Source organism: Burkholderia savannae (genome assembly GCF_001524445.2).
GTDB classification, from domain to species: domain Bacteria; phylum Pseudomonadota; class Gammaproteobacteria; order Burkholderiales; family Burkholderiaceae; genus Burkholderia; species Burkholderia savannae.
The window spans coordinates 1,959,345-1,979,142 of the sequence record NZ_CP013417.1 but is presented as its reverse complement, the minus strand read 5'-3'; the positions used below and the strand labels follow the sequence as shown (position 1 = coordinate 1,979,142).

At 71.1% G+C, this 19,798-nt stretch carries 15 protein-coding genes and 2 riboswitches; of the genes, 10 read left to right on the top strand and 5 right to left on the bottom strand.

Annotated features, from left to right (window positions below):
- The first annotated feature begins 45 nt into the window (after window positions 1-45).
- The 3 genes from WS78_RS09775 to WS78_RS09765 all read left to right on the top strand — a co-directional run bounded on the left by WS78_RS09775 (window position 46) and on the right by WS78_RS09765 (window position 3,179).
- Window positions 46-885 (top strand): formyltransferase family protein, encoded by an 840-nt coding sequence (locus WS78_RS09775; RefSeq protein WP_038743055.1) that lies wholly within the window; start codon window positions 46-48, stop codon window positions 883-885.
- 291 nt (window positions 886-1,176) lie between these two features.
- Complete coding sequence (locus tag WS78_RS09770) at window positions 1,177-1,869, top strand: class I SAM-dependent methyltransferase (protein ID WP_059574977.1); 693 nt, start codon at window positions 1,177-1,179, stop codon at window positions 1,867-1,869.
- Window positions 1,866-3,179 carry a glycosyltransferase family protein gene (locus WS78_RS09765; protein WP_059574975.1) on the top strand — a complete coding sequence of 438 codons (1,314 nt, stop codon included), beginning with the start codon at window positions 1,866-1,868 and terminating at the stop codon, window positions 3,177-3,179. Before WS78_RS09770 ends, WS78_RS09765 begins: the two co-directional genes overlap by 4 nt.
- Window positions 3,180-3,409: 230 nt before the next feature.
- On the opposite strand, the gene WS78_RS09760 is transcribed toward WS78_RS09765, so the two are convergent.
- From WS78_RS09760 to WS78_RS09750, 3 genes are read right to left on the bottom strand one after another with little or no spacing between them, the layout of a single operon-like run.
- Window positions 3,410-4,975, bottom strand: coding sequence for a cobyrinate a,c-diamide synthase (locus WS78_RS09760; RefSeq protein ID WP_059574973.1), 1,566 nt, complete (start codon window positions 4,973-4,975; stop codon window positions 3,410-3,412).
- Window positions 4,976-4,979: 4 nt separating this feature from the next.
- Window positions 4,980-5,582, bottom strand: coding sequence for a cob(I)yrinic acid a,c-diamide adenosyltransferase (cobO, locus tag WS78_RS09755; protein ID WP_038743052.1), 603 nt, complete (start codon window positions 5,580-5,582; stop codon window positions 4,980-4,982).
- 51 nt (window positions 5,583-5,633) lie between these two features.
- On the bottom strand, window positions 5,634-6,044 hold the full coding sequence (locus WS78_RS09750) for a cobalamin biosynthesis protein (RefSeq protein ID WP_038743051.1): 411 nt from the start codon (window positions 6,042-6,044) through the stop codon (window positions 5,634-5,636).
- 165 nt (window positions 6,045-6,209) lie between these two features.
- A riboswitch (cobalamin riboswitch) is annotated at window positions 6,210-6,442 on the bottom strand.
- Between the two features lie 459 nt (window positions 6,443-6,901).
- Window positions 6,902-7,161, top strand: a riboswitch (cobalamin riboswitch).
- Between the two features lie 350 nt (window positions 7,162-7,511).
- On the opposite strand from WS78_RS09750, the gene WS78_RS09745 reads away from it, so the two are divergent.
- The 6 genes from WS78_RS09745 (at window position 7,512) to WS78_RS09720 (ending at window position 16,958) form a co-directional block, all read left to right on the top strand.
- On the top strand, window positions 7,512-8,573 hold the full coding sequence (locus tag WS78_RS09745; protein WP_038743049.1) for a HoxN/HupN/NixA family nickel/cobalt transporter: 1,062 nt from the start codon (window positions 7,512-7,514) through the stop codon (window positions 8,571-8,573).
- Between the two features lie 65 nt (window positions 8,574-8,638).
- Window positions 8,639-9,712, top strand: a complete 1,074-nt coding sequence (cobW, locus tag WS78_RS09740; protein ID WP_038743048.1) for a cobalamin biosynthesis protein CobW — start codon at window positions 8,639-8,641, stop codon at window positions 9,710-9,712.
- A gap of 24 nt (window positions 9,713-9,736) precedes the next feature.
- Entirely contained in the window at window positions 9,737-14,002 is a 4,266-nt protein-coding gene (gene cobN, locus WS78_RS09735) for a cobaltochelatase subunit CobN (protein WP_059574971.1), read from the top strand.
- A gap of 208 nt (window positions 14,003-14,210) precedes the next feature.
- On the top strand, window positions 14,211-15,449 hold the full coding sequence (locus tag WS78_RS09730) for an ATP-binding protein (RefSeq protein ID WP_038743319.1): 1,239 nt from the start codon (window positions 14,211-14,213) through the stop codon (window positions 15,447-15,449).
- 71 nt (window positions 15,450-15,520) lie between these two features.
- Window positions 15,521-16,135, top strand: a complete 615-nt coding sequence (locus tag WS78_RS09725) for a vWA domain-containing protein (protein WP_038743045.1) — start codon at window positions 15,521-15,523, stop codon at window positions 16,133-16,135.
- Between the two features lie 136 nt (window positions 16,136-16,271).
- Entirely contained in the window at window positions 16,272-16,958 is a 687-nt protein-coding gene (locus WS78_RS09720) for an alpha/beta hydrolase (RefSeq protein WP_038743043.1), read from the top strand.
- Window positions 16,959-17,397: 439 nt separating this feature from the next.
- On the opposite strand, the gene WS78_RS09710 is transcribed toward WS78_RS09720, so the two are convergent.
- Both WS78_RS09710 and WS78_RS09700 read right to left on the bottom strand, forming a co-directional pair.
- Window positions 17,398-17,652: a hypothetical protein gene (locus WS78_RS09710; RefSeq protein WP_059574966.1), complete on the bottom strand. Its 255-nt coding sequence runs from the start codon at window positions 17,650-17,652 to the stop codon at window positions 17,398-17,400.
- A 483-nt stretch (window positions 17,653-18,135) separates the two neighbouring features.
- On the bottom strand, window positions 18,136-19,497 hold the full coding sequence (locus WS78_RS09700; RefSeq protein WP_059574962.1) for a chitinase: 1,362 nt from the start codon (window positions 19,495-19,497) through the stop codon (window positions 18,136-18,138).
- On the opposite strand from WS78_RS09700, the gene WS78_RS37015 reads away from it, so the two are divergent.
- On the top strand, window positions 19,484-19,624 hold the full coding sequence (locus WS78_RS37015; RefSeq protein WP_162836166.1) for a hypothetical protein: 141 nt from the start codon (window positions 19,484-19,486) through the stop codon (window positions 19,622-19,624). The genes WS78_RS09700 and WS78_RS37015 overlap by 14 nt on opposite strands.
- Window positions 19,625-19,798 lie beyond the last annotated feature (174 nt).

Genomic DNA, 19,798 nt, shown 5'->3' with positions numbered 1-19,798 from the left:
GGGCGGCGCGGCGGCGCGCCGCCCGAACGAGAGGACAACACTGCGATGGCAAAGAAGAAACTCGTCTACATCTGGTCGCTCAGAAACGCCGCCGCCGACAAGGCGGGGCAGCAGGTCGACTACAGGGGCGGCAAGCGCTACATGAAATCGGTGCTCGAATCGCTCGTCGGGGCGTTGAACGACACCGAGCTCGGCGACGCGTACTCGCTCGAGCGCGTGATCTACGACGACGACGCGGGTTCGCCGCTCGACCGCGAAAAGCTCGCCGAATACGGCTTTGCGTACGAGCCCGGCAAGCGCTGGTTCTATCCGCCCGAGCTGCGCGTAGCGGGCCGGCTCGTCAACGACCTGCTGCTCGCGATTCCGTCCGAATACCGGCGCGAGCCACTCGATTCGCCCGCGCGGCCGGCGGGCAAGCGCGCGTTCGAAGCGCATCTGCGCGACACGCTCGACGCGCTCGGCGCCGATCTCGTCGTGCTCGACGGGCTGCTCGTGATCCTCGACGAACTGGTGCGCCCGGGCGCGCCGTACTGCCGGCGGATCGTCAACATCCATCCGGGCATCACGCGCGCGGAGTCGCCGTACGAGCGACGCGGCGCATATGCGACGCTCGACGCGCTCTTCGGCGCGCGCGGGCAAAAGGTCGTCGACTGGAAGACGATGGAGACCGTGCCCGTCGAGCCGGTGAAGATGACGGGCGCATCGTTTCATTACGTCGACAACGGCGTCGATTCGGGCGAGGTGATCCACGACGTGCTGAACACCGAGATCGATCCCGGCGACACGATCCTCGAGCTGCGCTGGAACAATTTCAACCGCAGCCTCTTTCCGGCGTTGAACGAAGGGCTCGCGATCATGGCGGGGCTCGACGCGCGCGTCGAGTGAGCGGGCCGCGCAAGCAGCGGTTCTTTCGGCTCGGTAAATGAACGAAGCGGGTACGCCGTATCGGCGGCATGCCCGCTTCGTTGCGTGTCGTTTGCCGGCAAGGCGAGTGCGGCGCCATCGCGCACGCCGGCCGGGCCCGTCGAGCCGGCCGGCCACGCCGTGCCGTGCCGTCGATTTTGGCGTCGTATAATCCGATGCGCATCGCCAGTCCGACCGCAGCAGCCTTTCTTTTGCCACGACCCGGCAGGCGCTGACCGACCGCAATGCTTCGCGAAAGAAGGGGTGTGTGACATGGAAGACGACGCGTCGCAAGTATTCCAGAAGATCTACGACGAAAAAGGTTGGCATTCGCAGGAGAGCGTGTCCGGCTGGGGTTCCGAGCTGAAGAATGCGGCGCAGATCATTCGCGAATTGCCCGGGCTGCTGCGCCGCTTCGGCGTGAAGTCGATGCTCGACGTGCCGTGCGGCGATTTCAACTGGATGCGCCACGTCGATCTCACCGGCATCGACTATATCGGCGCCGACATCGTGCCGGATCTCGTCGCCGCCAACCAGCAGGCGTGGGCGGCGGCGAACCGCCGCTTCATGCATCTCGATCTCCTGCACGACGCGCTGCCGCAAGCCGATCTGATTCTGTGCCGCGACTGCCTGTTCCATTTTTCTCACGCCGACGTGTTCCGCGCGTTCGAACGTTTCGCGAACACGTCCGCACGCTTTCTGCTGACCACCACCTTCGTGTATCGCACGTATCCGCGCAACGCGGACATCGTCACCGGCCAATGGACGCCCATCAATCTGGAGATGGCGCCTTACGATCTCGATGCTCCGCTGTCGCTGCTGATCGAGGGGAGTCACGAAAGCATCATCTACGGGCCCGACATCGGCGTGGTGCCGATGTCCGATCGCTGCCTCGGGCTATGGGACATGGACAGCGTGCGCAAGCGGGTCCGGCGCCGGGCCGAGGAGCTGCAGGCCACGCCATGATCGTGCTCAGCCATTTTTGCCATCCCGCGCCGGCCAGCCTCGCCAATCATCGGCAGTATGCGCGGCTGCACGGATATCGCCACGAGGTGATCGACGCCTGCGCGATGCCGCAAGCGCTTCCGCTGCGTGCGCTGTACCGCTACGAAGCGCTGCTCGACGCGTTGCGGCGCGCGCGGCCGGGCGAGCTTGTGCTGCTGCTGAGCGAAGACGCGGCGATCGTCGAGCCCGTTGCGATCGAGCGCCTGATGGCCGGTCGCGACATGCTGCTCGTGCGCACGTCCTCGCATGCGCTGCCGCAGGTCGACGTGCAGTTCTGGCGCAACACGCAAGCCGTGCGAGAGGCCGTGCTGCGGCTCGTGAAGCAATGCCGGCTCGGCGGCGAGGGCCCGCCGACGTCCGAAGCCGCGTTGCTCGCCGGTCTCGACACGCAGCACTACATGACGTTGATCGACGGGATCTGCGCCGTCATGCCGACCGGATACAACTACGATCCGCTCTGGAGCCGGGTGCCGACGTTCGCGGTCAGCATCGACGACGCGCCGGATTCGCCGGATCACAAAGGCGTGACGCCGCGCTTCCGGGACGTGCTCGTCGAGCACGTCAACCGGTGCCGCGCCGCCGCGCTGCCGATGTTTTCGTTTCCGCAGTATCCGGCCGCCGACGCCGCCGAGCGCAGCACGTACAATCCCGGCCGCGCGATCGCGCTCACGACGCTCTATACCTCCCACATCGAAAGTTATGCGCGAATCGCGGAAGGCAATTTCCGCCGCTACTGCGAAGCGCAGGGCTACACGCTCTACGTGCATCGCGACATTCCGCGCGAAATCGGCCTGGACGCAACCGGCAACTGGTTCAAGCCGTGGCTGCTGCACAGCTACCTGCAACATCACGACTGGGTCGTCTGGCTCGACGCCGACGTGCTGATCGCCGACCCGCATCGCAAGCTCGAGCCGATGCTCGAAGGCCGCGACGTGCTGCTCGCGCGCGACGTCGGCCAGTGGCCGTTCAACTCGGGGGTGATGGGCTTTCGGCGCACGCCGCGCAACGACGCGATGCTGCGCGATCTCATGGCGACGATCGCCGCGATGCCCGACCGATCCGGCGTCTATGCCGGCGACGGCGACCAGCTCCAGTTCATCGAGGCGATGTCGAGGGCCGGCTTGCTTCAGGACGAAGCCGTCTTGGACATGATCGGCATCAACACGCCCTGGCTGTTTCGCCGCCCCGACAGCTTCATCGTGCATTACTACGGAATGTGGCACGACATGCGCACGCTGATGATGGCGCACGACGACACGCTGCTCGCTTGATGCCCGCGGCCGCCGCGGCGAGAGGCGCTTGCGGCGCGCGCCGCGCGCGGGCGAAGCGTCGCCGCCGAGCGTCGCGCCGGCCGGCTGCCGCGCATGTGCGGAGCGGCTGCCGCGGCGCGGCGCGAACGCGCGGCCTGCTGAAATTCAACCCCGCGTTGCAATTCCGCGTTGCCGCCCGGCGAGGCATGACGGCGGGCGCGACCCGGCTGCCCGAGCCGGGCGGCAACGCGTCAGAGCATGTCGCCCGCGAAAAGCGCCGCCGCCGCGCGCGGATTCGACGGCCAGTACGCATGCAGATAGGTCGCGACGATCGGGCCGTGCCGATACACGGCTTCGCCCGCCGCGCCGTCGTCCGGCCGCGTCGCGGCGGCGGCGGGCGCAAGCGGCGTCGCGAAGCGCGAATAGTGGAACGTATGGCCCGTCATCGCGCCGAAGCGCGTCGCGAGCGTCTGCATGCCGAGCGCGGCGAAGCGCCGCTGCATCGCCGCGTGGCCGGGCACCAGGCCGAGCATCGGCGTTTTCACGCCGTCGGCGTCCGTCAGCGAATCGCTCAGGTACAGCATGCCGCCGCATTCCGCGACGACGCGCCGGCCCGCCGCCACGTGCGCGGCGATCGAGCGCGCGGCCGTCGCGTTCGCCGCGAGCCGCGCCGCGTGCAGCTCCGGATAGCCGCCCGGCAGATAGAGCGCATCGGCGCCGTCCGGCACCGGCTCGTCGGCGAGCGGCGAGAAGAACGCGAGCTCGGCGCCGAGCGCCTCCAGTTGATCGAGGTTCGCCGGGTAGATGAACGAGAACGCCGCGTCGCGCGCGATCGCGATCCGTTTGCCGGCGAGGCGCGACGCGGCGTCGTTGGTCGCGCGGGCCGGCGCGGCGGACGCGGCGCTGTCGCCGTCGCCGTCCGAGTGATTGGCCGCCGCGATCGTTTCGCGCGCACGATCGGCGGCGTCCGCCTCATCCGCCTCATCCGCCTCATCCGCCTCATTGGCCTCGTTCGCCTCGGTGGCCGCATTCGCCGCCGCCGCGACATCGTCGCGATCGTCGGCGGCGCGGGGCGTCGAAGGCGCGCGATGGCGGGCGTGAGCGGCGCACGGCGTCGCGATGGTGCCGCCGCCGTCGCGGCCCGCTTCGAACGCGAATTCGACGACGGGCGGCAATTCCGCGAGCGCCGTGTGCGCGATCGCGTCGGCCGCGCGGTCGAGGCGCGCATCGAGATCGGCGACGTCGTCCGGCTGATGCAGCCCGAGATGCCGCTCCGGCAGCGCGATCTGTGCGTCACGCGGCAGATGGCCGAGCCAGCGGATCGAGGCGGGCAGCGCGCCGCGCAGCAGCTGCGCGTGACGCTCGGAGCCGACGCGGTTCGCGAACACGCCGTGAAACGGCACGCCGGGGCGGAAACGCGCGAGCCCGAACGCGAGCGCGGCGAAGGTCTGCGCCATCGACTGCGCGGAGATCACCGCGGCGACCGGCACGCCAAACGCCTGCGCGAGATCGGCGCTCGACGGCGTGCCGTCGAAGAGCCCCATCACGCCTTCGATCAGGATCACGTCCGCGTCGGCCGCCGCGCGCGCGAGCAGCGTGCGGCAGCCGCGCTCGCCGACCATCCCGAGATCGAGCGAATAGACGCTCGCGCCGCTCGCGCGCGCGAGCAGCATCGGATCGAGAAAATCCGGGCCGGTCTTGAACACGCGCACGCGCCGCCCGAGCCGCCGGTGATGGCGCGCGAGCGCCGCCGTCACCGACGTCTTGCCCTGGCCGGACGCGGCGGCGCTCACGAAGAGCGCGGGGCAGGCGGGCATCGCGTCAGAACTCCACGCCGCGCTGCGCCTTCACGCCTTGCTCCTTGTACGGATGCTTGACGAGCCGCATCTCGGTGACGAGATCGGCCGCGTCGACGAGCGCGTCGGGCGCGTGCCGGCCCGTCACGACGACGTGCAGCGTCGGCGCGCGCGCGGCGAGCGTCGCGAGCACTTCGTCGAGCGGCAGGTATTCGTACTTGAGCACCGTGTTCAGCTCGTCGAGGATCACCATCCGGTAGTCGCCGCTTTCGATCATCCGGCGCGCCTCGTCCCAGCCGCGGCGCGCGGTCGCGATGTCGGCGTCGCGGTTCTGCGTGTTCCACGTGTAGCCGTCGCCCATCGTGACGAAATCACACTGCGCGTTCGCGCCGAGAAAATCGCGCTCGGACGTATGCAGCGCGCCCTTGATGAACTGCACGACGCCGATCCGCATCCCGTGGCCGAGCATGCGCACGGCCATCCCGAACGCGGCCGTGCTCTTGCCCTTGCCGTTGCCCGTGTGGACGATCAAGAGGCCTTTCTCGGCGGTCGCGGCCGCCTGCTTTTTCTCGTGGCCCGCGCGGCGGCGCTCGGCCATGCGTTGATGCGATTCGGAATCGGTTTTCATCGACTGGAGTCCTGTGAGTCGTGTCGTTCGTGGATCGGAAGAGGGCGCGCGTTACAGCGGGCCGGCGAGCGCCGCCGTCACGCCGTCGAGCGCGAGCTTGCGCACGACGAGCGCGCCGTTCGGCGCGGCGAGGAGCGCGCATGGCTCGCAGACGCCGTCGACGCCGAAGCGCGCGCGCGCGGCGAGCGACGGCGCGGCGCCGGCCGCGCGCCGCGCGTCGCGGGCGAAACGCGCGAGCTGCGCGGCGATCTCGTCGCGCGAAAACGCGGCGAGCGGCCAGCCGTTGCGCGCGCAGCATTCGACGAGGCCCGGCTCGCGCGCCTTCGCGTCGAGCGTGGCGACCACGCCGACGTCGGCGAGCGACGCATCCGGCAGTTGCGCGAGCGCGGCGCGAATCGCGGCCTCGATCGCATCGGCGGGCCGTCCCGCGCGGCAGCCGATGCCGAGCGCGACGCGCATCATCGGGCGGTGCGCGAGCGAGTCGCGCTCGCGCGGGTTCCGGCGGCTTGGAGCGAATGGAGTCATGCGGCCTCGGCCATCGACGGCCGGCTCGCGAGCCGGCGCGTCATGCTGCGTGGGTTGCGCGCCCGGTTCCGTCCCCCGCGGAACCGGGCGTTCGGCGAGCGCGGCTCGCCCCTTGCGTCGGCCGGTATCCGGGCTGGCCGCTTGCCATTCCGCCGCCTTCCCGTCCGTGGCGAGGACAGTGGCGCGATGGCGGAATGCGCGAACGCGGCGGGCGCGTCGCAGGCGGCGTACCGTTGCGGGGACAGCACAGGCTGCGCGGGCTCGCCGCTTCCTGTTTCCCGTTTGACTGAGCGCGCGGGTCGCGCGCTCGAGCACCGAACGCGCGCATACGATAGCACAGCGCCGAACACGCGAGGGCACGCCGCCGAAGGCGCGCGGCGGGCGGGCAGCGGGCGTCGGCGCTCGCGGCCGGCGAGGGCCGACGGCTCCGCCCGGATCGCGCCGGGCGGGCGGCGCGGGCAGCGCGGCATGCGCAGGCGGCCGACCGGGCCGACCGCGCGGGGCGGCGCGAGCCGGCCGTCGGCGCGGCGTCCGGCTTGCGCGCGCGAGCGCCGTCTGCGCCCGCTCGCGCGCCGGGCAGCCGTGACACGCCGCATCCGGCGCGCGGTGTCGGCTGATCCGGCGCGGCTCCGATCGACGCGCCGCTTCGGCCGCGGCGCGGCGATCGACGCCGCTCGCGCGCCGGCCCGCCATCGGTCGTGACGTGTTCCAGCCGCCGTGCTGCGCGACACCCGCCGCGCCCGCGTCGTCCTTCCGCGCCTTTTGTCCGCCTTGACGCACCGCGCCCGCGCGCCTACACTCGCTCGCGTTTCGGTGCTCGCGTGCGGGTTCTTGTCGCACGCAGTCAAACGGGAAGCAGGGAGCGTCGCCGCGTCGCGGCTCGCCAACCTGCGCTGCCCCCGCAACGGTAAGCGAAGGCATCGCGCGAGCGATGCGGCGCCCGCTTCTCCGCATGCCCGCCGGCATGCGCGGCCAACCACTGGACGCATCGCGTCCGGGAAGGTGAAGCGGCGTTTTCGTCAGCCCGGATACCGGCCGAGACACGGGGCCCGTTCGCCGTTCGAGCGCATCCGCCGCCGCGACGGCGAGCGGCCCCAGGGTTCAGCGCCGCGGGGATGCGGCGCGTCGTCCACGGCTTCATCGCGTCGCTCGACGCCGCCTTGCCTGGCTCATCCCCGTCCGGTGCCGCGTGCTTCGGCCCGCGCCGCGCGAGTCGCATCTGCGCGAGCGGCCGGCGCGCACGTTGCATATGCGCATGTCGCAAACGCGCGCGTTGCAAATGCGCAGCGGCGCGCAGTGCGCGCGGACGGACGACGAACCGGGCGCGGCGGCACGCGCATCGCGCGCGATGTCGCGCGTGTTGGCATTCGTCTTGTTTGTCGACCGGTTCGCAAAGGGAGCGCCATGCTCAAATCGTTTCTCCGTCTCTTCAACGACAGCCCCGCCGAGCTCCGCAGCAAGATCGTCGGCATCTACGCGCTGCTGATCGCGTTCAACGTCGGCGCGTGGATCTGGGCGTTCGCCGCGTTCCACGGCCAGCCGGTGCTGCTCGGCACGGCGCTCCTCGCCTATACGTTCGGGCTGCGCCATGCGGTCGACGCCGACCACATCGCCGCGATCGACAACGTCACGCGCAAGCTGATGCACGAGAAAAAGAATCCGCTCGGCGCGGGGCTCTTCTTCTCGCTCGGCCACTCGACGGTCGTGATCCTGATGACGGTCGCCGTCGCCTTGACGGCCGCGACGCTCGCCGAGCGCTTCGAAGGGATGAAGGCGTGGGGCGGCGTGATCGGCACGAGCGTGTCGGCGTTTTTCCTGCTCGTGCTCGCGTTCGCGAACCTGCTGATCCTGATCTCCGTGCACCGGACGTTCCGCGCGGTGCGGCGCGGCGAGCCGCTCGTCGAGCAGGATCTCGACCTGCTGCTCAACCGGCGCGGCTTCTTCGCGCGGATCTTCCGGCCGCTGTTCGCGATCGTGTCGCGCAGCTGGCACCTGTATCCGATCGGCTTCCTGTTCGGCCTGGGCTTCGACACAGCGACCGAGATCGCGCTGTTCGGCATCTCGGCCACGCAGGCGCACGGCGGGCTGTCGTTCTGGTCCGTGATGGCGCTGCCCGTTCTCTTCACCGCGGGCATGACGCTCGTCGACACGACGGACGGCATCATGATGATGGGCGCGTACCGCTGGGCGTTCGTGCGGCCGATCCGCAAGATCTACTACAACATGACGATCACGTTCGTGTCGGTGCTCGTGGCGGTCGTGATCGGCGGCATCGAGGCGCTCGCCCTCGTCGGCGACAAGCTCGCGCTCAAGGGCGGCCTCTGGGACTTCGTCGCGATGGCGGCCGAGCACTTCGGCGTGCTCGGCTATTTCGTGATCGGACTGTTCGTCGCGAGCTGGGCCGTCTCGGCGCTCATCTACCGGATCAGGCGCTACGACGACATCGACGTGACGATCTCCGCATGAGCCGCGCGTTCGCGGCCGCCTTGACATCGAACCGATTCGAACCGATACCGACCAACGGAACCACCATGCAAATGCGCAAAATTCCCGTGACGATCGTCACGGGCTTTCTCGGCAGCGGCAAGACGACGCTCTTGCGCCACATCCTCCAGAACGCGGGCGGCCGCCGCATCGTCGTGATCGTCAACGAGTTCGGCGAGCTCGGCATCGACGGCGAGATCCTGAAGGGCTGCGGCTTCGGCTGCGACGAAGCGGGCCGCGCAGCCGACGGCCAGCTCTACGAGCTCGCGAACGGGTGCCTCTGCTGCACCGTGCAGGAAGAGTTCTATCCGGTGATGGAAAAGCTCGTCGAGCGCCGAGCCGGCATCGACCACGTGCTGATCGAGACGTCCGGCCTCGCGCTGCCGAAGCCGCTCGTGCAGGCGTTCAACTGGCCGTCGATCAAGAACAGCTTCACCGTCGACGCGGTGCTGACCGTGGTCGACGCGCCCGCCGCGGCGCTCGGCCAGTTCGCCGAGAACCCGGTCGCCGTCGACGCGCAGCGCCGCGCGGACCCGAACCTCGATCACGAATCGCCGCTGCACGAGCTGTTCGCCGATCAGCTGTCGTCGGCCGATCTCGTGATCGTCAACAAGACCGATCTGCTCGACGACGGCGCGCTCGCGTCGGTCGAGACGACGATCCGCGACGAGATTGCGCCGCAGGTGAAGATCGTGCGCGCGCAGCGCGGCGAGCTCGATCTCGCGACGCTGCTCGGCCTGAACGCCGCGTCCGAGGAGACGATTCACCTGCGCCACGATCACCACGGCTCGGCCGACGATCCCGATCATCACCACGACGAGTTCGATTCGGTCGTCGTCGAGGCGCGCGTGAGCTCGCGCGAGGCCGCGCTCGCGGCGCTCGCGGCGCTCGTCGAGGCGCACACGATCTACCGCGTGAAGGGCTTCGCCGCGCTGCCGGGCGCGCCGATGCGGCTCGTCGTGCAGGGCGTCGGCCGGCGCTTCGACAGCTATTTCGACCGCCGCTGGCGCGACGGCGAAGCCGACCTGAGCCGCTTCGTGCTGATCGGCGAGGACCTCGACGCGGCCGCGCTGCAGCGCGCGTTCGACGCGGCGCTCGCGGCCCGCGCGCAGGCCGCGTGATGCCGCGCGGCGCGGAGTAGAGCGATGCATTTGTTGCGCACGACGCCGGGCGGCTTTGTCGACGATACGCAGGGCGTCGTCCGGATCGACCAGCGTCCGGCCGACATCGTGATCCTGAGCTCGGCCGACACGACGCTGTCGCTGCTCGCGAGCGTCGTGCCGACGCTCGGCGACGGCTTTCCGAGCGTGCGCCTCGCGAACGTGACGTTCCTGAGGCAGCCCGCGTCGGTCGATTTCTACGTCGACGACGTGCTGCGTCACGCGCGCGCCGTCGTGATCGACCACCTCGGCGGCGAGACGTACTGGCCGTACGGGATCGAGCAGGCCGTCGCGCTCGCGGCGCGCGCCGGGCAGCAGCTCGCGATGTTCTCGGGCGACCTGCAGGAAGATCCGAACCTGATCGCGAAGAGCACGGTCGCGCCCGAGCTGTGCCGGCTGTGGTGGCGCTATCTGCGCGAGGGCGGGCCCGCGAACGCCCGCGCGCTGCTGCGCAGCATCGCGCACCACGCGCTCGGCGTCGGCGACGAGCCCGAGCCGCCGCGCCCGCTGCCCGCCGCCGCGCTCTATCATCCGGCGCTCGCGAGCCCGAGCCTCGACGACTGGCGCGCGCGCTGGCGCGAGCATGCGCGCGTGGTCGCGATCCTGTTCTACAAGGCGCACTGGCAGGCCGCGAACACCGCGGTGTTCGACGCGCTTGCCGCCGCGCTCGAGCGAGAAGGGCTCAACCCTTTGCCGATCGCGGTGACGTCGCTCAAGGACGCGATGAGCCGCGCGGTCGTCGAGAAGCTGTGCGCGGACGCGAACGTGTCGCTCGTGCTGAACACGACCGCGTTCGCGGCGGGCGCGCTCGGCGCCGACGAGCCGGAGGTGCTCGCGGGCGACGCGCCCGTGCTGCAGGTGATCCTGTCGGGCGGCAATCGCGACGCATGGCTCGCCGATCCGCACGGCCTGAACGCGCGCGACATCGCGATGCACGTCGCGCTGCCGGAAGTCGACGGGCGGATCGTCACGCGCGCGGTGAGCTTCAAGGGGCTCGCGTACCGCTGCCCGCACACCGAGGTCGACGTCGTGCGCTATCAGCCGGACGACGAGCGGATCGCGTTCGTCGCCGAGCTGAGCCGCCGCTGGTGCCGGCTGCGCACGCTCGAGAACGCGGACAAGCGCGTCGCGCTCGTGCTCGCGAACTATCCGGCGAGCGAAGGGCGGATCGGCAACGGCGTCGGGCTCGATACGCCGGCGTCCGCGCTCGCGGTGCTCGCGATGCTGCGCGACCAAGACTATCGGATCGGCGAGCTCCCCGAAGACGGCGACGCGCTGCTCGCGCGGATCACCGAAGGCGTGACGAACGATCCGTCGACGCGCGCGCTGCGCCCGGCGTTCCAGAGCTACCCGCTCGACGATTACCTGCGCCGCTTCGCGCAATTGCCCCAAGCGGCGCGCGACGCGCTGAACGAGCGCTGGGGCCCGCCCGAAGCGGACCCGACGCTGCGGCAGCGGCGCTTCCCGATTTCCGGCTGGCGCGCGGGCCACGTGTTCGTCGGCGTGCAGCCGTCGCGCTCGCGCGGCGACGACGATTACGCGAACTACCACGACGCCGATCTCGTGCCGCCGCACGCGTATCTCGCGTTCTATTTCTGGCTGCGCGACGCGTTTCGCATCGACGCGCTCGTCCACGTCGGCAAGCACGGCAATCTCGAATGGCTGCCGGGCAAGAGCGTCGCGCTGTCGCCCGCGTGCTGGCCGGACCTGATCCTCGGGCCGATGCCGCACCTGTATCCGTTCATCGTCAACGATCCGGGCGAGGGCAGCCAGGCGAAGCGGCGCGCGCAGGCGGTGATCGTCGACCATCTGATGCCGCCGCTCACGCGCGCGGAAAACTACGGGCCGCTGCAGGATCTCGAGCGGCAGGTCGACGAATACTACGATGCGCTGATGGTCGACGCGCGCCGCGCGAAGGTGCTGCGCGAGACGATCCTCGAGACGATCGTCGAGCACAAGCTGCACGAGGAGCTGAGCATCGCGCCGCCCAGCGGGCGCGATGCCGAGGATGCGCTGCTCACGCGCGTCGACGCGTGGCTTTGCGAGCTGAAGGAGGCGCAGATCCGCGACGGGCTGCACACGTTCGGCAGCTCGCCGCGCGGCCGCCAGCGGCGCGATACGCTCGTCGCGCTCGCGCGCTTTCCGTCGGGCGACGGGCGCGGCGAGCACGCGGGGCTGATCGGCGCGCTCGCGCGCGATCTCGCGCTCGGCGAGCACTTCGATCCGCTCGCGTCCGACTGGGCCGCGCCGTGGACGGGGCCGCGGCCCGACGCGTTGCGTGCGGTGAGCGGCGAGCCGTGGCGTCACGCGGGCGACACGCGAGAGCGGCTCGAAGGGCTGGCGCGCCGGCTGATCGAGCGGATATGCGGGGAGGGCGGCGACGCGCCGGATTCCGCGCGCGGATCGACCGGCGCGCGCGACGACGGCAGCCATGCCGACGCGTGCGGCGGCGACGCGCCCGATCGCGCGCGTGGCCGGCACGGTGCGCGCGACGACGGCGAATACGCGGCCGACGCGTGCGTGGCGAATTCGCGCGACGTGCGCGGCGCGGAGCGCGATCCGAATGGCGCGGCGCGTTCGGCAACGCTTCGCGGCGCGCCCGCGAACGGCCGCGCGCCGCACGGCCGCCCGACGGAGCGCGGCATCCGCGCGGCGGACCGGCAGACGGCGGATCGCGCGTCGGCCGCCCACGCGGCGCAACCCACGCAGGCGAAGGACGGCGACGCGCCGACAGGCGTCGAGCCGCGCGCCGGGGGGCGGCCGGCCGCCCACGCCGCGCATGACGATTCCGCGGCAAGCCCCGCGTTCCCGAACGCCGCGCCGCGATCGAACGCAACGGACTTCGCCGATCCCGCATACGTCGCCGCGCACTGGCCGCACACGCACGCGGTGCTCGAGCGGATCGCGCGCGACGTGCTGCCGCGCCTCGACGCATGCGGCGACGAAGAGCTGCGCCAGTTGCGGCGCGGCCTCGAAGGCCGCTTCGTGCCGCCGGGGCCGAGCGGCTCGCCGTCGCGCGGGCGGCCGGACGTGCTGCCGACGGGCCGCAACTTCTATTCGGTCGACACGCGCGCGGTGCCGACGCAGGCCGCATGGACGATCGGCCTCAAATCCGCACAGCAGCTGATCGAGCGCCATCTGCAGGAACACGGCGACTACCCGCGCGCGGTCGGCCTGTCGGTGTGGGGCACGGCGACGATGCGCACGGGCGGCGACGACGTCGCGCAAGCGCTCGCGCTCCTCGGCGTGAGGCCGAAGTGGGCGCACGGCAGCCATCGCGTGACCGATTTCGAGATCCTGCCGATCGAGATCTTCGACCGGCCGCGGATCGACGTGACGCTGCGCGTGTCGGGCTTTTTTCGCGATGCGTTCGCGAACGTCATGCACCTGTTCGACGCGGCCGTGCAGGCGGTCGCCGAGCTCGACGAGCCCGAGCATCTGAACCCGGTTCGCGCGCGCGTGCGGCGCGAGACCGACGCGCTCGTCGCGCGCGGCGTGCCCGCCGACGAAGCGCGCCGGCGCGCGGGCTGGCGCGTGTTCGGCGCGCGGCCGGGCGGCTACGGCGCGGGGCTGCAGGCGCTGATCGACGGCCGCCGCTGGCAGACCGATGCCGATCTCGCGCACGCGTACCGCACCTGGGGCGGCTACGCGTATGCGCAGAACAGCGCGGGCGAGGCCGCGCACGACGCGTTCGGCGCGCGCCTCGCGACGATCGACGCCGTCGTGCAGAACCAGGACAGCCGCGAGCACGACATCCTCGATTCGAACGATTACTATCAGTTCCACGGCGGGATGGCGGCCGCTGTGCGCCACGCGTCGGGGCGGCAGCCGAGCCTCTATCACGGCGACCACAGCAATCCGGCCGCGCCGCGCATGAACACGCTGCGCGAGGAGATCGCGCGCGTGATCCGCTCGCGGGTCGTCAATCCGAAGTGGATCGACGGCGTGAAGCGGCACGGCTACAAGGGCGCGGCGGAGATCGCGGCGACCGTCGACTACCTGTACGGCTATGACGCGACCGCGCGCGTGATCGCCGATCATCAATACGCGCTCGTCGCCGACGCGTACCTGCACGACCCCGACACGCGCGCGTTCCTCGAGCGGCACAATCCGCACGCGCTGCACGGGATCTGCGAGCGCCTCGTCGAGGCGATGCAGCGCGGCCTGTGGCAAGCGCCGGGTGTGCACCGCGACGCGATCGAAGGCTATCTGCTCGACAGCGAGCAGCGGCTCGAAGGGGCGCGGCGATGAGCACCCGGGCGATTGCAGGCGGGCGCGCCGCGTGCGGCGCGACGGCAATGAACAAGGCGGCGCGATCGGCGCACGGCGCGCGCGCACCGGATGCGGCGAACGGCGCGACGGCGGCGCACGCACCCGCGCACGCGCCGCAAACCGCCCGGTCGATCCGAACCTCGCGCACGATGCGCGCCATGCAACCGTCACCATCACGGGAAGCCACGTGAACGACACGAACCCATCGCACGCGGCGGCCGCCGCATCCGACGAGCGCGCGCTGCCCGCCGCGTATCCGTTTTCCGCGCTGATCGGCGAGGAGGCGCTGCAGCAGGCGCTGCTGCTCGTCGCCGTCGATCCGGGCCTGGGCGGCGTGCTCGTCAGCGGCCCGCGCGGCACCGCGAAATCGACCGCCGCGCGCGCGCTCGCCGAGCTGCTGCCCGAAGGGCGCTTCGTCACGCTGCCGCTGTCGGCCACCGACGAGCAGGTGACGGGCTCGCTCGACCTCGCGAGCGTGCTCGCCGACAACGCGGTGCGCTTCTCGCCCGGCCTCATCGCGCGCGCGCATCTCGGCGTGCTGTACGTCGACGAGATCAACCTGCTGCCGGACGCGCTCGTCGACGCGCTGCTCGACGCCGCCGCGAGCGGCGTCAACACGGTGGAGCGCGACGGCATCTCGCACAGCCATGCGGCGCGCTTCGCGCTCGTCGGCACGATGAATCCGGAGGAGGGCGAGCTGCGGCCGCAACTGCTCGACCGCTTCGGGCTGATGGTCGAGCTCGCGAACTGCTACGACGCGGCGACGCGGCAACGGATCGTCAAGACACGGCTCGCGTTCGACCTCGATCCGGACGCATTCCGCGCGCAACACCGCGACGCGCAAGCCGCGCTCGTCGCACGGATTCGCAGCGCACGCGCCGCGCTGCCGGCGCTCGCGTTCGGCGACGACGCGCACGCGCGCGTCGCCGAACGTTGCATCGACGCGGCCGTCGACGGCCTGCGCGGCGACCTCGTAATGTTGCGCGCGGCGCGGGCGCTGGCGGCGCTCGAAGGCGCGACGATCGTCGAGGCGGCGCATGTCGAGCGCGTCGCGGCCGACGTGCTGCGGCATCGGCGCACGCGGCCGGAGGATGAAGCGGGCGCGCGGGCCGGGCGGCGCGAATCCGCGCGCGCCGGCGAAACCGACCGCGCGAGCGATTCGGCGCGGCTCGACGCGCCGCCGCGCGACGCCGCGGCTGACGCTCACGCAGACGACATGCGGCGTGCAAGCGGCGCCGGTTCGCCGCGCGAGCGATCGCCCGCCGCAACCGGCACCGCGCGGCACGCAGCCGGCAATCGCGATGCGGCACGCGAAAGCGGCCGCCCCCCGCAAACTGACGACGGCGACTGGGGCTACCTGCCGCCCGAGCCGGCGGGCATGACGCCAGTCAAGGGCGTGATCCCGTTGTCGCCAAAAAAACGCTGAGCCATCGGACGGATGCCGCCGCTGCCGTCGCGAACGCGCCGGGCAGCGGACTTCGATGGCTCGAACGAGGCATGCGCACGGACGACGCGCGGGGCCGCCCCGGCGCGCGCATCGCGTGGCGCGCGACACTCGCCGCGACGCGCGGCGCTGCGCTGCGCGCCGATCATCTGCGCTACCGGCCGCAGACGGGGGCGCCCGGCGCGCTCCACTGCTTCGTGCTCGACTGCTCGGCGTCGATGCTGACGGCCGAGCGGCTCGCGCGCGCGAAGGGGCTCGTCGTCGCGCTGTTCGATTGTCTGGCGCGCGAGCGCGCCGACGCGGCGCTCGTCTGCTTCGGCGGCGGCTCGGCCGACGTGCGCTTCGGGCCCGCCGTGCCGCGCTGGTGGAACGAGCGCTGGCTCGCCCCCGTCGGCGGCGGCGGCGGCACGCCGCTCGCGCAAGGCATCGACGCCGCGGCGCGGCTGCTCGCGCGCGCGGCGCGCCGGCGCCCGCAACAGCGGCGCTGGGTATGGCTGCTGTCGGACGGGCGCACGGCCGAAGCGCCCGCGCGGCCGGCGCTCGCCGAGCGGATCGTCGTCGTCGACTTCGACGACGCGGCCGTGCGGCTCGGCCGCTGCGAGCGGCTCGCGCATGCATGGGGCGCGACGCTCGCCACGCCCGATGAGCTCGCGCGCGGGATCGCTTGACGCTCGGGCGATCGCGGTGCCGGCGCACGCCGCGGCCGCGCCGGCCGTCCATACCGCGCGCGGCAGTCGATTGCCGCGGCGATATGCGATCATCGATGCGCTTTTCCCCATCCATCCCATCTCGCGGAGCCTCAGCATGCTCGACGACCAGCCGACGATCGAAATCGAAACCGGCCCCAACCCCGCGTTCGCGGTGATCCTGATGCACGGCCTCGGCGCCGACGCGAACGATTTCGTGCCGCTCGTCCCCGAGCTGCGGATCGCGAACGGCCCGGCCGTGCGCTTCGTGTTCCCGAACGCGCCCGAGATCGCGGTCACCGCGAACAACGGCTATGTGATGCGCGCGTGGTACGACATCCTGTCGTTCGAGGGCGTGAACCGGCAGGTCGACGAAGCGGGAATCGACGCATCGTGCGCGACCGTGCGCGATCTGATCGACGAGCAGAACCGGCGCGGCATTCCGACATCGCGGATCTTCGTCGCGGGCTTCTCGCAGGGCGGCGCGATGACCTACACGGCGGGGCTCACGCATCGGGACGCGCTCGCGGGCCTGATCGTGCTGTCCGGCTACGTTCCGTCGCCGCGCTTCATCGACGAGCGGCTCGCCGACGCAAATCGCGCGACGCCGATCTTCGCCGCGCACGGCACCGACGACGACATCCTGCCGATCGCGCTCGGCGAGGCCGCGCGCGATTTTGCGCGCGGGAAGGGCGCGAGCGTCGACTGGCACGCGTATCCGATGCCGCATTCGGTGTGCATCGAAGAGATCGACGCGTTGCGCCAATGGCTGCATGCGCGGATCGCGGCGCTGCACGCGGCGTAATCGCTCCCTTTGCGCTGCGAAGCACGTGCGGCAGCAAGCGGCATGACGCGGCCGTCCACGTCATGTACCCGTCGCCGACGTGTTGCGCGGCGGGGCATGTCGCCGCGCGACGCATCCGATCGGCGGCCGGCGCCTGCAAGGTCGGGCTCGGGCGAATCGCGGAGCGTCCGGCGCAACTGCAAGATCGCGGCAGCAAGATCGCGAGTAAGCCGCCGGAGCTCGCACAACCGGGCGCATCGATGACATCCGCCGCGCCGCGCTCGCGCGAGACGTTCGAGCTCGAGCGCGCGTCAGGCGCGCTTGCGGCCGCCGTTGGCGCGAAGCCGCGGCCCGTCCGGGCGACGCCGTGACCGCGCCGATCGAACGGGCAGGCGCGCCACGAACACCGCGAGCGCCATGAGCACCACGAGCGCCACGAACGCCACGAACGCCACGAACGTCACGGATGCGAATAGAAGCTGTCGCGCTGCGCGCTGCGGGCGCGGCGGTGCGTCCGGTGGTGCTTCTTGCGGTGCACGGAATGCCGATGCGGCTTGGCCTGATGCGTGCGCGCCTGAGCGGGTGCCGAGGCAGGCTGGGACGTGACGCCCGTCGGCGTCGTGCCGCCTTCGTCGAAGTGGTAGGTCTGTGTTTGGGCATGCGCGGCGGGTAGCGCGAAGCAGAAGGCGGCGACGCACGGCAGGTAGCGTTTCATGGCGACTCCGGAAAAAAGCGACGTGCCCAGCATACTGCAGCCGCGCGGCATCGTTCCATCGTCCGATCGTCATATTCGCGTCGCGCGCCCGCGCGTGTTGGCGATGCCGGAACGATGCCCGGCGACGTTTTGACGGACAGCGTCGGTCGCATGCCACGTGACACAAAGGTTCGCGCACAAGGATATGACGTCGTCGGCGAGAACGTCGTCAGCGAGAATCTGTTGCGGCAACGTGAACGCAGCGAATCGCGCCGCGAGCGCGACAAACCGGTCGCCCCCGCGCGTATCCGGCGGCAGAGCCGCCGTACGCCACGTGCTTCGCACCGCCGCCGCGTTCCCGAATTCCCGCATTCCGGGCGCCGAACGAGCCGAGCATCCTGCCCGGCGACGCGCATCGCCGGCCAGGCGGGAGCGGCCCGCACGAGCGCCGATCCCGCGCGGCGGCCGGCTAGCGCGCGTCGCCGCGCGGCCCGGCCGCCGCCGTCAGGCCTTCGCCCACGGTCCGCCCGCGGTCGGCACGTCGCCCTGCGTCCACCATTTCGCGCAGTACTTCGCACCCTGATACATCACGCACGCGCCGCCCGGATACGCGGTCGTCGCGGACCACGCGGGCGAGTTGCCGCCGACCGGCTTCCACACCGACGACTGCCCCGGAATGTCGCCCTGCGTCCACCATTGCGCCTGATAGGTCGTGCCCTGATACGTGACCGTCGCGCCCGCCGTGTAGACCTGCGTCGGCGACCACGGCGCGCCCGGCTGCGGCTTGCCGCCGCCATCCGAGCCGCCGCCGTAGTTCGGGTCCTGCGTGACGCCCGAGCCCCAGTGCGCGCCCAGTTGCTTGAAGATCGACGAGAACGCGTACGGCTGCTGCGCGACGCCCGAGCAGATCGGCGATGCATACTGCGAGCCGCCGTCGCACGGCTTGTCGCGCGTGATCGACCAGATGCCGACGAAGCCGTAGCTGTTGTTCGCGACCGCCGTCTGCACGCTCTGCGCGTTCGCGAGCGTGAAGGTCTCGCCCTGCACGTCGTTCACGCCGATCATCGGCGTCACGCCGACGAGCTGCTTGAGTTGCGCGTCGGTCTGCGGCTGGCCGACCGATTTGTACGCGGTGTCGAGCTGCGAATAGAGGCCCTGCGCGGCGCTGATCGCGGCCGCGCCCATGTCGATGCCGGAGGGGCCGTAGTCCATCGTCATGATGTTCACCGCATCGAGCGCCACCTTGTTCGCGAGCGCCGCGTTCAGCACGTTCAGGCCGTCCTGGACGAGCCCCGTCGGCATCGCCGGCAGCGTGAGCGTCACGTGCAGCGGCTTGCCTTTCGCCGCGTAGTCGGCCTGCAATTGCGCGACCGCCTGGAAGTTGCGCGCGACGGCCGCCGAATCCTGCTGCGACGCGCCTTCGATGTCGAAGTCGACATGCGTGAGGCTATACGTGTCGATCACGGTCTGATACGCGCTCTTCAGCGCGGCCACGCTCGAGCAGGCCTGCATCAGCGGCAGGCCGGCCGCGCCGCCGAACGACACCGCGACGTCGCCGCCCTTGGCGCGATAGTTCGACACCGACGTCGCGATCGTGTTGAGCAGGTCGCCCGTCGCGCCGTTGCCGATCGACTGCACGCCGCCCCACGACGGCGCGCACTGGTTGCCGCCCGATACGACGAAGGCGAGCATGAATTGCTGGATGCCTTGCTGCACGCCGATCTGATCGACGAGCGGCGTCGGATAAAGCGTCACGTCGACGTACGGCGCGTAAGCGCTCGCCGCGTGCGACGCGCCCGCGGCCGCGAGAAGACAGCCCGCCGCGATCGCGCGCGGGACGATGCGTGACGACATGCTGAAGTTCATTGTTCTCTCCATGTTGATGGGTGGATATGCTGGCCTGCATATCGCCGTCGCGCCGCCGCGCTCGATGGGCGGTCGGCGTTTCGGCTCGCACATCATGGAGGAATCGTCCGCATTATGGAATCGTTAGTCGTTCTTTTTATTATTCGGATTCAAGGTTTGGCGAGCGACTTGATTCGCGATCCGAAATGATCGCGCGCATTGAGCGCAGCGATGCGATCGCGGCGCGGACTGCATGCGCGCCGCGCCCGGTTCGTCACGCGCGGCGCGACACGCGATGCGCGCCGCTTCACTCCGCTTCGGG

Coding starts and splice junctions, on each gene's coding strand:
- WS78_RS09775 (WP_038743055.1), top strand. CDS start 46: ATGGCAAAGAAGAAACTCGTCTACATCTGGTCGCTCAGAAACGCCGCC.
- WS78_RS09770 (WP_059574977.1), top strand. CDS start 1,177: ATGGAAGACGACGCGTCGCAAGTATTCCAGAAGATCTACGACGAAAAA.
- WS78_RS09765 (WP_059574975.1), top strand. CDS start 1,866: ATGATCGTGCTCAGCCATTTTTGCCATCCCGCGCCGGCCAGCCTCGCC.
- WS78_RS09760 (WP_059574973.1), bottom strand. CDS start 4,975: ATGCCCGCCTGCCCCGCGCTCTTCGTGAGCGCCGCCGCGTCCGGCCAG.
- cobO (WP_038743052.1), bottom strand. CDS start 5,582: ATGAAAACCGATTCCGAATCGCATCAACGCATGGCCGAGCGCCGCCGC.
- WS78_RS09750 (WP_038743051.1), bottom strand. CDS start 6,044: ATGATGCGCGTCGCGCTCGGCATCGGCTGCCGCGCGGGACGGCCCGCC.
- WS78_RS09745 (WP_038743049.1), top strand. CDS start 7,512: ATGCTCAAATCGTTTCTCCGTCTCTTCAACGACAGCCCCGCCGAGCTC.
- cobW (WP_038743048.1), top strand. CDS start 8,639: ATGCAAATGCGCAAAATTCCCGTGACGATCGTCACGGGCTTTCTCGGC.
- cobN (WP_059574971.1), top strand. CDS start 9,737: ATGCATTTGTTGCGCACGACGCCGGGCGGCTTTGTCGACGATACGCAG.
- WS78_RS09725 (WP_038743045.1), top strand. CDS start 15,521: ATGCGCACGGACGACGCGCGGGGCCGCCCCGGCGCGCGCATCGCGTGG.
- WS78_RS09720 (WP_038743043.1), top strand. CDS start 16,272: ATGCTCGACGACCAGCCGACGATCGAAATCGAAACCGGCCCCAACCCC.
- WS78_RS09710 (WP_059574966.1), bottom strand. CDS start 17,652: ATGAAACGCTACCTGCCGTGCGTCGCCGCCTTCTGCTTCGCGCTACCC.
- WS78_RS37015 (WP_162836166.1), top strand. CDS start 19,484: ATGCTGAAGTTCATTGTTCTCTCCATGTTGATGGGTGGATATGCTGGC.
- WS78_RS09700 (WP_059574962.1), bottom strand. CDS start 19,497: ATGAACTTCAGCATGTCGTCACGCATCGTCCCGCGCGCGATCGCGGCG.